Source organism: Chryseotalea sp., assembly GCF_057350905.1.
This window is the reverse complement of record NZ_JBMRCF010000001.1, coordinates 946,202-961,107: the sequence shown is the minus strand read 5'-3', so window position 1 is coordinate 961,107 and position 14,906 is coordinate 946,202. Positions and strand designations below refer to the sequence as shown.

At 40.2% G+C, this 14,906-nt stretch carries 11 protein-coding genes and 2 pseudogenes; 8 read left to right on the top strand and 5 right to left on the bottom strand.

From position 1 onward, the window contains the following. Window positions 1–28: 28 nt before the first annotated feature. The 5 genes from ACO1XM_RS04245 to ACO1XM_RS04225 all read right to left on the bottom strand — a co-directional run bounded on the left by ACO1XM_RS04245 (window position 29) and on the right by ACO1XM_RS04225 (window position 4,542). A complete protein-coding gene (locus tag ACO1XM_RS04245; RefSeq protein ID WP_486226150.1) occupies window positions 29–514 on the bottom strand; it encodes a hypothetical protein in 486 nt (161 codons plus the stop codon). Between the two features lie 30 nt (window positions 515–544). After that, window positions 545–904, bottom strand: coding sequence for an SPW repeat domain-containing protein (locus tag ACO1XM_RS04240; protein WP_486226148.1), 360 nt, complete (start codon window positions 902–904; stop codon window positions 545–547). A gap of 25 nt (window positions 905–929) precedes the next feature. After that, window positions 930–1,520: a hypothetical protein gene (locus tag ACO1XM_RS04235; RefSeq protein ID WP_486226146.1), complete on the bottom strand. Its 591-nt coding sequence runs from the start codon at window positions 1,518–1,520 to the stop codon at window positions 930–932. A 53-nt stretch (window positions 1,521–1,573) separates the two neighbouring features. Further along, window positions 1,574–2,035 carry a nuclear transport factor 2 family protein gene (locus tag ACO1XM_RS04230; RefSeq protein WP_486226145.1) on the bottom strand — a complete coding sequence of 154 codons (462 nt, stop codon included), beginning with the start codon at window positions 2,033–2,035 and terminating at the stop codon, window positions 1,574–1,576. A 65-nt stretch (window positions 2,036–2,100) separates the two neighbouring features. After that, window positions 2,101–4,542, bottom strand: coding sequence for an ABC transporter permease (locus tag ACO1XM_RS04225; RefSeq protein WP_486226143.1), 2,442 nt, complete (start codon window positions 4,540–4,542; stop codon window positions 2,101–2,103). 595 nt (window positions 4,543–5,137) lie between these two features. Between ACO1XM_RS04225 and ACO1XM_RS04220 the strand changes: the two genes are divergently transcribed. The 8 genes and pseudogenes from ACO1XM_RS04220 (at window position 5,138) to ACO1XM_RS04185 (ending at window position 14,890) form a co-directional block, all read left to right on the top strand. Further along, on the top strand, window positions 5,138–5,563 hold the full coding sequence (locus ACO1XM_RS04220; protein WP_486226141.1) for a hypothetical protein: 426 nt from the start codon (window positions 5,138–5,140) through the stop codon (window positions 5,561–5,563). A gap of 21 nt (window positions 5,564–5,584) precedes the next feature. Further along, a pseudogene (locus ACO1XM_RS04215) lies at window positions 5,585–6,691 on the top strand (NHL repeat-containing protein); the annotation flags it as partial. Window positions 6,692–7,306: 615 nt separating this feature from the next. Further along, a pseudogene (locus tag ACO1XM_RS04210) lies at window positions 7,307–7,837 on the top strand (NHL repeat-containing protein); the annotation flags it as partial. After that, a complete protein-coding gene (locus tag ACO1XM_RS04205; protein ID WP_486226538.1) occupies window positions 7,832–10,846 on the top strand; it encodes a T9SS type A sorting domain-containing protein in 3,015 nt (1,004 codons plus the stop codon). The pseudogene ACO1XM_RS04210 and the gene ACO1XM_RS04205, both read left to right, overlap by 6 nt. Window positions 10,847–10,855: 9 nt before the next feature. Further along, window positions 10,856–11,356 carry a nuclear transport factor 2-like protein gene (locus ACO1XM_RS04200; RefSeq protein ID WP_486226139.1) on the top strand — a complete coding sequence of 167 codons (501 nt, stop codon included), beginning with the start codon at window positions 10,856–10,858 and terminating at the stop codon, window positions 11,354–11,356. Between the two features lie 493 nt (window positions 11,357–11,849). Further along, a complete protein-coding gene (locus tag ACO1XM_RS04195) occupies window positions 11,850–12,791 on the top strand; it encodes a carbon-nitrogen hydrolase family protein (RefSeq protein WP_486226137.1) in 942 nt (313 codons plus the stop codon). Between the two features lie 68 nt (window positions 12,792–12,859). Then, window positions 12,860–13,294: a YHS domain-containing (seleno)protein gene (locus ACO1XM_RS04190; RefSeq protein ID WP_486226135.1), complete on the top strand. Its 435-nt coding sequence runs from the start codon at window positions 12,860–12,862 to the stop codon at window positions 13,292–13,294. A 300-nt stretch (window positions 13,295–13,594) separates the two neighbouring features. Beyond that, window positions 13,595–14,890, top strand: a complete 1,296-nt coding sequence (locus tag ACO1XM_RS04185) for a glycosyltransferase family 4 protein (RefSeq protein WP_486226133.1) — start codon at window positions 13,595–13,597, stop codon at window positions 14,888–14,890. Window positions 14,891–14,906: the final 16 nt, after the last annotated feature.

Sequence of the window (14,906 nt, the reverse complement as noted above, 5' to 3'; positions counted from 1 at the left end):
AAAATAAATTGTAACAATATTATCAATGTCATGGATATTCAAGGAACCAGGTCATCTTATGTTTTTGTGGCCAGTTTTTCACCACCTCCCCCGTAATTGCACTATAGATCATGGCATTAAATGCACCTTTTGTTGTAAGAACACATTGCCAAATGTTTTTCGGATTGTCAAACTCCTGCTTGGTTATATCTATGTAATTCTTCAGGAAAGGGTGTGGGTTTATAATAGCCGAAACATATTTTTCCTGAATAATGGAAAGGAATATTGGCTCAGCAAAGTGTTCCAACGTAACTGTAGAATCGCCCAACTGCTTTGTCCAACTCCAACCAATCTTGAGTGAGTAGCCTTTTCTCAGCCCATCGAAGAGTAGGTTGAGTTCGCCCATAGTTGCATTGCCATTTTCGTCATGAGAATAAACAGCTGTCCAGCCACTTTTATTCTCTGTTCTACTTTTTTGTGCCAATACTGTTGCGCAAAAGAGCATTAGGATGAAAACATTCAACATACTTTTCATTATGGTTCTTTTTAGCGTAAAACCTTGTCTCTACAATTCAACTTTTGACTTTGAGTAATCTGTAAGTAGCCATGTGAGAAATACAGCTATACCAAAGCCAATATAAAAGATAACATCTGTACGTAAATGACTAAACCCTACAATCCAAGGTGCAATCACGAGCACTACTGAAACTACAAGCTCGATCCATCCATGAATTTTAAAACTAATTAACTTAATTACCCCATACCGGAAATTTGTAAGAACAGTGAGCATTAAATGTACGCCTGCTAACGCATAGGTTATTAGCGAAACAAGTGCCGAAAGACCAAAGAGAGATGGTGACACCAAAAGGAATATAACAACTACGTAGTCAATTATCCCGTGAAAGCGATCATTAATAATTTTCATAATTGCACATTATTAGTACTACATTTTACCGGTATGATCCGGATTTTCTATAAAACCTAAACCCTACACTGATAATAAGTCCGTTGGAATAGATTGGCTGAAAAGGAATTTTATCGGCCTTTGCGCCTGAGCCAATCCCTCCTATCTCAATGAAATATCCATTTGTTTCATCACTCAAAAACTCAAAGCCAAAGAGTCCATAACCTCCAAATACAAATTGCTCCGAAGAAAATTCATTCGAGGGCAGAAGTCCAACAGCACCCCCCTCTCCATATAGATTCACTCCGTTATTCATTTTTTTACTTATGCCTGCAATTCCAAATGCCACATTTGAATACGGAACCCATAACGTTGTATTATTCTTAGCGTATTGGTAGAACATTTGATTCCACTTTACGCGTAACGCTATTTTACCCTTAGCCAGTGTGGGGCTCGTTAAGTTCACCCCAATGCCAAAGTCTTGTTGATACTCGCTAATCTGCAGACCAAAACCAAATGAGTGCTCGGGCTCTTTTGATTGCGCTGCCCCCTTAAAAGATAATACTGTAAGTAAAAGTATGGCAGTAAGACACTGATTCTTCTTCATAACAATCGCAAAACTTAAGAATTGCTTCATACCGAATTGTCGAGTATATGGCATAAATCCGTACAATCCTGAATTAGCCACTGTCACTTCTTCTCTACAAATGCCTCATGCACAATTTTCCATTCAGCGCCTTCCTTTTTATAAACAAGGGTGGTGTAAACTGTAAGGGTATTGATTCCCTGGGGGTACGATGCTGATATTTCGTTTTGCAAAAGCTCATATGCCATTTTACCATCATCAGACAATTGCTGTTTCAATACCGTTGAGACTATTGTATGATCTTTAAGATTCCACGCTCTCAGATTATTCTCCACAGAATCCATGTTTTCGATCGTACCCCAAGAAGTAATCACAGTCATGTTACTGCTTGTTAAAGCTCGCATGCCAGTAAAATTCTTCTTCGTTTCATTTTCAAAAAATTGTTTACGTACGATTTCAATCTTCATTTGCTCCTGCAAAAAATTTGGCTTTTCTGAAGCTGAGCAGCCTATTGTAAATACAATAATTAGTAATCCGAAAAGATGACTGAGTATGGAGTGTTTCATGATTAAATGAGTGAATATTAGTATAATTAATTAAAACAGGAGTAATCGCATGCAATGCTCATTCTCTATTCATTTCTGATGGAAGTGATAGGGTTAGCAATTGCTGCTCTCAATGCCTGGTATAAAACAGAAGTCAAAGTAACCAGTGTTGTTATTATCGCAGCCAGCAAGAAAACATCAACGCCTAAATCAATTCTGTAAGCAAAATTATTCAGCCATGCATTGAGTATAAACCACGCCACTGGGATGGACACGGCAAAGGCTATTCCAATGAGCTTAATGAACTCAGATAGTTGTAGCATTACTACTTGTATGGTTGTAGCACCTATAACTTTACGAACACCAATTTCCTTCTTTCTTATCTGTGCCGAGTAGGCGGCTAATCCCAAGAGTCCAATGCAGGAAATCATAATAGTAAGTGAAGCAAATACGAGTAACATCTTTGCTGTTGTTTGCTCACTGGCATAAAGCTTGTCAAGCGATGTCTCCAGGAATGAGTATTGCATAGTTTCTTCGGGAACCAGTTCCTTCCAAATGGCTTCAATATTTTTGATGGTAGCTTCGTTAACACTTTCCACCTTTATAGTTAAAAAATTCATGGTAGATATAGCACTCTCTTTACTGACCAGGCATAGCGGAGTGATGTTTTCATGAAGAGAATTATAATTGAAGTTTCTCACAACACCCACAATTTCAAATTGAATAACTTGAGGCGCTGAGGTACCATTTGGACCATAGAATGTATATGAAATTTTCTTACCAATGGGATCCGTAAGTCCTGCAGCTTTTATTGCTGCCTCGTTTAATATGATTGACAATGAGTCGTTGAAAATTTCACCAAAGGATCGCCCTTCAAGTATTTCAAGCCCCATTACGTCTGCGTAATGATCATCTATTGAATTAAACCGGCTTGTCACAGCTTCGGCAGCACCCTCTGGAGTAAAAGGAAAACCGAAAAAGTTAATACCAGGTACACTTAAAGACAGCGAAGCATTTGATACGCCACCTGCCAATCGCATACGTTCTGCCAAAGCATCATTAAGATTATCAAGCCTGTTCACATAAGGAATTACTATTTGGTTGTGTTTGTCGAATCCTAAAGATAGGTTTTGAATATGTTGCAGCTGTTTATAGAGAGTAACTACAGCAATGATAAGCACGGTTGAAATAAATAACTGAAACACGACCAGCATTTTGCGAAGTGTCGCTCCGCGTGAGCTCGTCTGAAAGTTACCTTTCAAGACCTGCACAGGATTAAAGGATGAAAGCACCAGTGCCGGATATATACCGGCCAACAAGCCTGGCAAAAAGGCGAACAAAATTCCGTACTTAAACACGTTGCTTGTTGCCCAGTTCAGAGACAGCGACCTATGAACTAAGTTGTTGAATTCCGGTAAAAGCAAATAAAGTATTCCTGATGTTACTAAAAACGCAGCAATGTTCAACAAAACCGACTCAAGAAGAAACTGAGCAATCAGCATTATTTTTGCAGAACCTAATGTTTTACGGATACCAACTTCTTTGGCACGTTGAGATGAATAGGCCGTGGCCAGATTTATAAAGTTGATACAGGCGACAACCACAACAAGGATGGCAATGCCACCTAAGAGGTAAAGATACACCTTACTCGTACCAGGCTTTTGCTTATACTCTACTGGAGTGGAATCAGTATGAAGATCGTGAAGTGATGTGAGAAGATAACGATATCCGTTGCCTGCTTTTTTATAATCGGCCCATGTTACCCCTAGCGATTCCTCTACCTGAGGTGCTACATAACGATCTGCAATGCCTGTCAGTTTACTTTGCAACGTGGCCACATCAGTTTCATCTGCCAATTCAATATACGTGTGTACATCCAGCGACCTGAAATTGAAAGTTTGCCAATACGGGAGAGTCTGAGAAGCTGCTAGCAGGTCGAATTTAAAATGTGAATTATCTGGCACATTCTGCATTACCCCCGTTACAATATAATCGGTAGTATCAACACGCAGTTTTTTCCCTAATACATCCTGCGTGTTAAAATAACGAATAGCCAATTTCTCAGTAAGTACAAGATTACCGGCCAATGCTAACGCTGATTTGGGGTCTCCCTTCAATAAGTTAAAAGGAAGCACAGAAAAAAAGTTCGAGTCGGCATAATAAAACGCACGTTCTTCATATGTAGTTCGTTCTTTGCTCTGCTCTACGGAAACAAGTACGGGGGTTCCAAAATCCGATAAACGAGTGGCTTGTTTTACTTCTGCAAACTCCTTAACAAGGGTTTCTGCCATAGGAATGTGGGTAATAGCAGCAGTTACTTTACGTGTAGGAAATGTACGTTCAGTATGCACTTTATAGATTTTACCAGCGTTGGGAAGAAAGCGGTCATACCTGCTTTCATACTCTATGTAAAGAAAAATAAACAAGGCGCTGGCCAACCCGATGGCGAGTCCTGCAATATTAATAACTGAGTAACTACCTTGCTTCCGGAGGTTACGAAGACTTGTGGCAAGAAAATTTGGTATCATATCCTGCTTACTAACTGATTTCAGTAGTTTCGGTTTGACACAAAAATGACAATACTATTATTTGATTAGCAGAATCCTAAGAAACGATTCGTTGATGGCCAATAATGCTGCCAATGAATATTCATTTTTAACTCAATCATTCAGAATCTTAGTAAATCACCTGTGTTTTAGCATCACATTTTACCTGCGTGATACTGAATTTATTCAGCTTCTAAAACTTGAATTTCCAGAAAGGGTGCCTGATAGGGATATCTATAGAATCTTGTTTCATACCGTACCCGCTATCCATAAACAGCGAATTCTTTACCTAGTAAGGACGGCTCCGGCAAACAACAGGTGTTCAATGCCTTATTTTTATCTCAATCCACAAGTATACTTCCAGTAATAGATCAAAAATCAGATAGACAAGTAGTGTACCAACGCTTCTTTTTGTCTATGAATTGTTTGCAGAATGCTCGATTCTATTGTACACCGTTAATCCATTCTTTATTTAAACCTCCATTAGCAAATTCTGCACAATTTGGGCCCGAGCTTAACTATGGTAGGTTCGGGCACGTGCTCATTGATAGTGTTTACAATTAACTCTTTTACTTATATGAATTGGATTTGGGAAGACGAAATTTCATCGATAACAATTGACAGGCACGTGCCTTGTATTGTTTCCTACTGCAAAGTTGACAAAGTATCTGTGGGTCAATTGTCTGAATACTTGCAGGAACTGCGTAAAACACTTATGCGGTTCCCCGAAATTTATCCTGATCTGAAAATAGTCTTTCGTTATCACTATGACGCAAGTATAGAAATTCATGCCCTCTCTGCACTTCTGGAGGAGCTTGTTGAGATTATTTCCACAGCACAATCAACAAAAATCGGACTAGTTAACGATGGTGACAGTATGAATGAACTCCCAATAGAGGCATTAATCTGGAAAAAGAAATATTCTTTTCAAGCCAGGCATTTTATGAATGAATCGACAGCCAAAAATTGGCTTACCATGCCATCTGGTGTCGCAGTTTTATAGTGTAAACAAGCTATTTGAAATATGATAGAAAACTCTACGATTCCCGCCCTGCTTTTCAGGCCTCAGAATATTTTAAAGATAGTGATCGCTATTTTATTGATAACATCATTCATCAGTGCACACGCACAGTATCGGTATACCGGAGCTGTTGGTATGCCTAACTATATATTCGATAACCCGGTTGGAGTAGCTGTTGATAACGCTAATGATTGGTTGTATGTTGCTAATTATGGCGATGATCAAATCCTTGGGTTTGATATCTCTGACAGGCAATACATTTTTGCTATAGGAAATACAGGGTCTGGTGCGGGTGAATTTGTGCAGCCAACGGGACTGGCTATTGATGATAGTGGTAATCTTTATGTAAGCGAGTTTGGCAATGGTGGTAGGATTCAGAAATTTCTACCAGGAGGAGAAGTTGATGTGAGTTTTAATTTTGGCTTTCCAATATCAGGATTAAACGGTCCACACGGTATTGCTATTGATAATACAAATGACCGACTCTACGTAGCCGAATCAGGGGCACATAGAATTGCCGTATACTCAAGGAGTGGCACATTAAGAGGATATCTCACAACAGCCTCCTTGGGAACTGCCGCACTTGGCACTACACTTAGCAACCCACTTGGTGTTGGCGTACACGCTGACGGCACGTTGTATATTGCTAATACAGGATCTGGAAATGTTCTACGGGTTCCATACAATGCATCTGTGGGATCAATGACAGCCAATCACCAGCAAAGTGTTAGTTCTCCTTATCACATTACTATCAACTCTGCTAACAACAGGCTATTCGTAACCAACATTAACAGCCATAATGTTGTAATCCTTAACATAAGTGCGAACTTAACTCCAATTACCACAATAGGTTCTTCAGGTTCTGGCGCTTCGCAGTTTAGCCGACCAAGTGGTATTGCCATTGATGCCTCCCAGAATATTTATGTTGCTGAGTTTGACAATAATCGCATTCAGAGTTTTTCATCAACCAACGCATGGAACTGGACACTTTTAACTACTGTAACTTTTAATGGAGCAGCAGGCGTTGCTATCAATGAGAATTCGGGGCAAGTATATGTTTGCGACTATAATAATCACAGGGTACAGGTCTTTAGCCGGGCGACTGGAGCGCTTACGTCCATTTTTAGTGGTACCGGAGCCAACTCTTTATATTATCCTGTTGGTGTTGCAGTGGGCCCAGCTCCGAACTACTTTGTGTACGTTACGGAGGCTTCGCCTACGAATCCCTACACCCCATACCGTATTCAAGTATTTAATAGTTCTGGAATCTATACTGGCTATTCCCGAACTGATTTTACGGCACCTTATCAGGTAGCGGTTGGCACTGACGGCAGGGTATATGTAGCTGATCGGGTTGGTGGGGCTGTCCGCGTTTTTAATGAAGACCTCTCCGTTAATCATTTTAACATTTCCGTTGGGACAGAGACAAGAGGAGTAGCCATTGATGATGTCAATGGAAGAATTTATGCTATCAATAACAATGGTGCAAACACCAATGTACAGGTGTATTTAAAAGCAAATGGTCTTCCAGATTTAAGCACCGGTGGAGGAGATGGTGTTCTTGGGGACGATGTGGGTGAAGCCGATCACTCAGCTACATTGTCAAACCTGGCATACTATAACGGAGAAATATTTATCACTCAAACTGCCAGTTCTGTTATTTACAAGATTAATGCAGTCACAGGTGCATTGGTTCAAATATATGGATCACCTGGTACTGCCATTATGCAATTTACTAACCCTGTTGGGATTGATGTGGCATCAGATGGACAGATCATTGTAGGGGACTTTAATAACCATCGAGTACAAGCTTTTACAAGTACGTTTGGCTATTCATGGGCAAACGGTCTAATGGCCACAGGTAATGCTAATGGCGCGCTCTCGCGACCAACAGATGTTTCGTTTTCAAATAATGGGCGAGTGTACATCGCTGACAGGAACAACCATCGCGTACAAGTATTTAACCCAACCGGAGGGTACAGGGCAAAGATTGATAATGGTGCAGGCGGTGCGGACAATCAGCTTCTTAATCCCTCGGGCGTTTTTGCTGATGGAACGAGGCTTTATATTACTGATACAGGTAATCATAGAATTCAAATCTTTGACATTAGTTCGCCCACTGAAACAGATAATCCGGTTGCCTTGACACGATTTGGTTCTATGGGTTCTGGCGCGAATCAGTTCTTAAACCCGGCCGGAATTTGGGTCGATGCCAATAGCATCTATGTGGCCGATCAAAGTAATAACCGTATCCAGGTATTTAACAAAACAACATTTGCACGAACGTTAGAGATTACCAATGCCCAACTTAATCAACCAGCAGATGTGGCCGTTGACCCTTCAGGCAATATTTTTGTAGCCAGTAGGGGCAATAGTAGATTAGTGATCTTTAATTCTGCAGGAACCTTACTAACGGCTATCGAAGGCCCAGCGGCTGGAAATACTTTTGCAGCCCCCGAAGGTTTATTTGTAGATGCTAACGGGGTGGTATATGTAAGCGATACACAAAATAACAGGATAGTTGCCTTCAGCTTATGTGGAGGAACAGACTGGGCTACCAACTGGAGAGCACATTGGATACACAATACTGCATTTGGTTTTGGAACCAGCGGTCAGGCTGGTGCACAATTTAATAATCCGGTTGGCATTGGCATGGATCCGACAACTTACAGAATGATTGTAGCTGATCGGGGAAATCAACGTGCCCAAATTTTTGTACCACTCCCCTACATAGTCATTCGCTCGGCCTGCACAAACATTGCAGATGGCACGGGCTCCTATACAATAAGTGCTGGAGGGGTGGCAAACGATGCTGCTAGTTTACCATATGATGGCGTAAGCCAGGCGACCTTTACAATTGAGAACCTGGGTAATGCTCAATTGACATTAAACTCAACTCCAAGAATTACCATGTCTGGTACAGGTGCAACAAGCTATTACATAAGTCAGGGTAGCTTAAACGGTGCTGGCAATACGTTTAACCCACAAGTAAGCCGAACATTCATTGTTCGGTTCCGGCCTTTGTCACCAGGCCCAAAGGCCGTTACCCTTACAATAGCTACAAACGAGGAAGCGAGCACTGGGCGAAACTCGTATACATTCAATATGTCGGGTACTCCTTTACCAATTGCCTCCTATACCTATACCTGGACCAATGCGGCAGCCGATGGAAACTTCCAGAATCCTAGTAATTGGCTATTGCAACAAGATGGATTTTCGGGTCGTACGCAGCCGAAGAAGTGGGATATACTATTGTTCAATGGTGGCACCGAGACAATAACTAATGTTCCGTCAGACACAGTTGGTGCGATTGTATTATCGTCAAACGCCAAAATTAGTTTAGTGCCAAGTGCACCCGGAAATGTTTTGGCAATTAAAGGACGCAATGGTACGGATCTGCAACTTCCATCGGGGCACGAATTGAATATTGAAAGTGACACTCCAATGGAGATCCATATGGTACAAGTTGGCGGTGTACTTAATGGATCAATTACACTGGATAATGCAACAAGTGGAAATCCAGCACACCGGTTCGTTGCTAAAACGTTACCTGTAACCTTTGGAAATTCTGCAGCTTTTTATCCTAAAAGCATTTCAGGAAATCCATTTGGAGCCGATGTCGGTAACAACTTAATCGTTTTTGCTTCAGGATCGACCTTCTTTTCACTTTCTGGTGGCTCACCTTTTGCCTTATCAGCACCTAATAGTAAAGTGAGTTTCGAAAGCGGAAGTACCTACAGTCATCAACAAGCCGCAATTCCTGAAATTAATAACCGTACATACGGAACCTTTGAGTTCGACTTTTCTGGAACCTTAGATATAAATACCGCTGGAACTGGGGGCTCCTTCCTTAATGATTTGGTAATTAAGCAAGGAATATTTCGAATATCCAACGATCTTCCAATTACCATTAATGGCAATTTGGATGTAAGAAATACTGCCTCCTTTGAGTACTTGCCTACTACAGCTAATACACAACTAACCTTAGGAGGAGCAAGTTCAACCACGTTTGGTGGTGCTGGGACTATTACATTAAATTCTAACACACATCTTCGAGTAGTAAAATCAGTTAGCTCAAGTGAAGTCAGTCTGACAAGTGATTTATCAATCCCAGGAACCGTAAGCTGTATCTCAGGAGATATAAACCTAAACAGCAGAAATTTAAGTTTAGGAATATCAGGGAGCGTCAATGAAGATCTCATAAACGGCCATATTATTAAAGACAACAGTGCAAGCTTCGATTATATAGTTAGTGGTTGTGTGCCTGGAGCAGCAGGGCCGTGTGTTACCGGTACTATTGGAGGAACTGTTTCTGCATCTTCTCGTCATGTTAATGGAACAGCTACCAATATAGCCGGATTAGGTCTTTATCTGAGCGAAGCTGAGCCGGCTGGCTATGATGCTACGATTACCCGATACCATTACAGCGCAGATCAAAAAAGTATACGCAGGGTTTACAGTGTTTTAAGTGCACCTAATCCAACCAATACTACATTGGAAATCCGCTACGCAGATGAAAATATACCAACCTCACCTATTCTCATATCTGAAGGAGACTTTAGTCTATATCATAGGTTACATGGTGCTGGCAGGCAAGGATGGGAAAACGCTGGGATAAGTAGCAGAAACGCAACTACGAATTCTGTAATCCTTACAGGAGTCAATTCGTTTTCCGATTGGACTGTAGGAGGTGAAGAAGCGACTGAAGTATTACCAATCGAATTGATAAATTTCAATGCCGTTCTTGAAAATTCAAACACTGCTTTACTTTCCTGGGAAACAGCCACGGAATTAAATAATGATGGTTTTGCGATTGAAAGGAGTTTTAATGGAGAAGATTTTATTAGGATCGGTTTTCTCAAAGGAAAGGGAACCACCTCAGAACGCAGCGCATATGCATTCAGGGACTCGAATTTAGGAGAACGAAACTATTACCGCCTGAAGCAGTATGATACCGATGGGGCATTTTCCTATAGCAATATAAGACTTGTACAATCGGAATCTTTACAGGAGCGAGGGCTTGTTGTCTGGCCTAATCCATTCTCCGAGTCAGTTGAATTACAATGGGTTGGTGGTGCTTCTGACTTGTCAATGACTCTGCATCTATTTACCGCCAATAGTCAATTGCTGGGCACATTTCAGGGCACAGCACAACAGCTCTCTGAAGCGTTAAACCAAAATCTACAGGGCATGGTACCTGGCCTATATATTCTAAATGTTCTGACTTCTCAATCGGTATACTCATTAAAACTCATTAAGAAATAATTAGCACCTATGAAAAATGAAGAAAGGTTAATTAGTGATTTCTTTAAGTCACTTCAGGAAGGTAATACTCAAAGTCTGATTGATCTGTATGAAGAAAATTCACTTGTGGAGGATCCTTTGCTTGGCTATATCAATGGTGATAATGCTCGATATTATTTTGCATGGCTATCGGTAAAATTTACTAACATAAAAATAGAACCGACCGTAATGGAGTTGAGCGTCTTTGGCGCTACCATTGCTTGGCATGCCATAATGCAAACAAGATCCTCAAAAAAAACACTAAATGTCAAGGGAGAAATGAAAGTACTATTTCGGGATGGAAAAATTTATAGACAAGAAATTGATTTTAGTGTTAGAAAACTATTTGTTGAATTGTACGGAATAAAGGGTCATATACTATGGATGTTTCCTTATTCAATAAGAAACTTACAAAGCTCAATGAGATCAGGTTTGAGAGATTACATCACATTTAGAAAATCTCAACTGTTCGAATCCAAATCAGCTATTTAATACTGCCTGTCATTAATTTAACAAATAATAAACTCACCGATTAACTCCCTATGAAAAAAATTACTAGGCCCTCGTTGGCAATAATTTTGCTTATGTCTCTCATCATTTCTTCATGCAAATTCCTAGAGCCGTGTCCCACATATGCAGGTAACGAGAAAAAATCATCAGCACATCTATCCAAAAGCTACCCCAAGCATCTTAGAAAAAAATAAATTCGGTATGCTTAACAATAATATTGAACATAAAAGTATGTATCAAAAATTACAACAGTAAGGCATTACTTATTACCCTATTTTTCAAGTCCTTAGATTCACACGCGAGTTTTTTGGTTCTCTCACTTGTCCGTGATCAGGGCAAATAAGTAACTAAATAGTAGTTGGATGGCTATCAGCTTTATAAAATTAATTCAGATTGAGTCAATCAAAAGCTTACTTGTAATCTATACGACAATTGGGTTCTTCTTATTTTCTGATATTAGAACAGTTTAGAAAATATGGAATTGGTACGAATAGCTATCGCACAAATTAGTTCTGTCCATCTTCAGTTAGATAAAAGTCTTGAAAAGTTTGAAGCAATTCTCAGTGAAGCTTCAAAAAAGGGAGTTCACATACTTGCCCTTGGCGAGACATGGCTATCGGGATATCCTGCTTGGCTGGATCATTGTCCGGATGTTGCAAAGTGGGATTATGAACCGATGAAGCAGGTATACGCGAGACTGTATAATAATAGTCTGTCCGTAACAGGAATAGAATTTAGCCGTCTGCTTATGCTTGTGAAAAAATATAAAGTAGTGTGTTGTATAGGCATTAATGAAAGGGTTGACAGTGGACCTGGAAATGGAACGATCTATAATAGTGTGTTGCTGATTGATGAAAATGGTGTGCTGAGAAACCACCATCGAAAATTAATGCCAACCTTCAATGAAAAGCTTCTTTACGGTCTTGGTGACGGGCATGGATTAAAGGCTGTCGATACTTCATTTGGAAGAATAACAACCTCTATATGTTGGGAACATTGGATGCCACTTACTCGCCAAGTCTTACACGATCAAGGTGAATATTTTCATATTGCCTTGTGGCCTACCGTAAGTGAAATGCACCAAGTGGCAAGTAGGCACTATGCCTTTGAAGGTCGGTGTTTTGTGTTGGCCGTTGGGCAAATGCTTCAGGCTAAAGATTTTCCACCCTCTCTCCTACTACCTGATTATCTGAAACAAGACCCGGAGCAATGGGTATTGAGTGGCGGTAGCTGTGTTATCGGGCCAAACGGTAAATACATTACAGAGCCACTCTTTAACAAAGAGGAAATTATAATATGTGATCTTAATACCGATGTGCTTATCAAAGAGCGAATGACTCTTGATACAAGCGGACACTATCAGCGAAGGGATATTTTCACATACAATCATCATGTCGGTCGGCAAACAGAAACCTAATTGGACATAAATCTGACATTTCGATATCGTGCTATGTATCACTTTTGTCAGGTAAAATTATAAACAGTATGAGAAAAACAACATTACTTCTGATCGGTATATTTTTTTCCCTTTTAACGATGGCCCAAAATAAGGTTTATAAAACTGCTGACGGAGCGATAAAAGGATACGATCCTGTTGCTTATTTCACTATGCACAAACCCGTAAAAGGTAATAGACAGTTTACTTATGCATGGAACGGTGCAACTTGGTTTTTCAGTTCGCAAGATCACTTAGACAAGTTTATAGCTAATCCTGAAAAGTACGCACCTCAATATGGAGGCTTTTGTGCTTACGGTGTCGCCAATAACAATAAGGTAAAAATTGAACCGGAAGCCTGGACTATTTTCAATAATAAGCTCTACTTAAATTATGACCTGGATATACAGCGTGATTGGAATAAAGATAAAGCCGGCTATATACGAAAAGCTGATAATAATTGGCTGAAAATTTCCAGTAAGTAACGCAGTACATCATTTAAGACCTTATACCAACACATTTTTTACTAAGGCGCCAATCTAACTGTGACATGCGTTTACGCTTCTACTATCAGCGCTGATCAACCTATCTTTGCCTTGCTAAGTTCTTTATTATTTATTAACTAAAGTTAGTTGAGTTCACCCATTCTGATGGAGATATAGTTGACAATTGCAAAGGTCTCTATTAGCTATTACAATTAACAAAATACGTTCTGAATAGTCACTTTGCTTACTTCTATTTTCTGCAACATTAAGTTTCTTTGAATTGTATTTATAAACGATTTCATGTTGAGAATATTGATGCTTGGTTGGGAATTTCCGCCATTGTTTAGCGGTGGACTAGGGGTCGCAACTTATGGCATTGTTAAGTCGTTAAGCAGAAAAGCTAACGTACAATTGATCATTCCAAATAGCATAGGTGTTACAGGTTTTGAAAACGTAAACATTGTAGGGCTTAATAGGGAAACACTTCGCGAGCTTGAAGTTGAGAAATCGCTGTTTGATTTCTCTACTGTACTTAAAGAAGTGCACCGTATTCCGATAGCTTTAAGTCCTTACCACGAATCAAACCAAAGAATTGATGAAATCCAACGCTTTGAACGAAATGAAGGTCTGACAACGGCAGATTACATTGAACACATCCATACCCTGTTTAATGGAAACGAAGTATACGGATCTTCAATTATGCAAAAGGTAGGTTTGTTTGCTGCACTGGTAGAGAAGATGACTATTGGTGGACATTTCGATATCATTCATGCGCACGATTGGGTAACATTTCCAGCAGCCGTCAACGTAAAAAAGAAAACCGGAAAACCTCTGGTGCTGCACGTTCATGCGCTTGAAACAGATCGTGCAGGCATAACAGCACGCAACGAAATCTATAATCTTGAACATCAGTCCATGCAATATGCTGATTTAATATTTGCTGTGAGTGAGTTTACAAAGAATCAGATTATAGAACACTATCACATCAACGCTGATAAAATTATTGTAGTACATAATGGAATAGAGCGAGCCACTCCGCAGAAGCAGGCACACAAAGTTCGCGACAAGATTGTTGTTTTTCTGGGGCGGATTACACACCAGAAAGGACCCGATTTTTTAATTGATACTGCTGAAAAAGTGCTGAAAGTTTATCCAGCTGTAAAATTTGTGGTCGCTGGAACAGGAGATCAACTGATACACGCTCTCGAAAAAACGGCAGCGAAAAGGTTAGGACGTAAATTCTTATTCACAGGCTTTATGTCAAAGAGTAAAGTAAACGATCTCTTATCCATGGCTGATGTGTACTTTATGCCATCTGTATCAGAACCCTTCGGTCTTACGGCACTAGAGGCAGCCCAGCACCAAGTGCCAAGTGTTCTCTCATCACAATCAGGTGCAGCAGAAGTATTGAAAGCCTCATTGAACGCGGACTACTGGGATACCGATAAATATGCCAATTACATATTCGCTTTGTTGAAATACGGCAGACTGAGCCGTGAGCTTTCCAGCCAGGGCAAAGAAGTTGCTGATAAGCATACCTGGGATTATGCCGTAGACAAAATATGGAACGCCTATCAGCTATTATTAACATCTTAAACTAATTTCCCTAATC

Coding starts and splice junctions, on each gene's coding strand:
- ACO1XM_RS04245 (WP_486226150.1), bottom strand. CDS start 514: ATGAAAAGTATGTTGAATGTTTTCATCCTAATGCTCTTTTGCGCAACA.
- ACO1XM_RS04240 (WP_486226148.1), bottom strand. CDS start 904: ATGAAAATTATTAATGATCGCTTTCACGGGATAATTGACTACGTAGTT.
- ACO1XM_RS04235 (WP_486226146.1), bottom strand. CDS start 1,520: ATGAAGCAATTCTTAAGTTTTGCGATTGTTATGAAGAAGAATCAGTGT.
- ACO1XM_RS04230 (WP_486226145.1), bottom strand. CDS start 2,035: ATGAAACACTCCATACTCAGTCATCTTTTCGGATTACTAATTATTGTA.
- ACO1XM_RS04225 (WP_486226143.1), bottom strand. CDS start 4,542: ATGATACCAAATTTTCTTGCCACAAGTCTTCGTAACCTCCGGAAGCAA.
- ACO1XM_RS04220 (WP_486226141.1), top strand. CDS start 5,138: ATGAATTGGATTTGGGAAGACGAAATTTCATCGATAACAATTGACAGG.
- ACO1XM_RS04200 (WP_486226139.1), top strand. CDS start 10,856: ATGAAAAATGAAGAAAGGTTAATTAGTGATTTCTTTAAGTCACTTCAG.
- ACO1XM_RS04195 (WP_486226137.1), top strand. CDS start 11,850: ATGGAATTGGTACGAATAGCTATCGCACAAATTAGTTCTGTCCATCTT.
- ACO1XM_RS04190 (WP_486226135.1), top strand. CDS start 12,860: ATGAGAAAAACAACATTACTTCTGATCGGTATATTTTTTTCCCTTTTA.
- ACO1XM_RS04185 (WP_486226133.1), top strand. CDS start 13,595: ATGTTGAGAATATTGATGCTTGGTTGGGAATTTCCGCCATTGTTTAGC.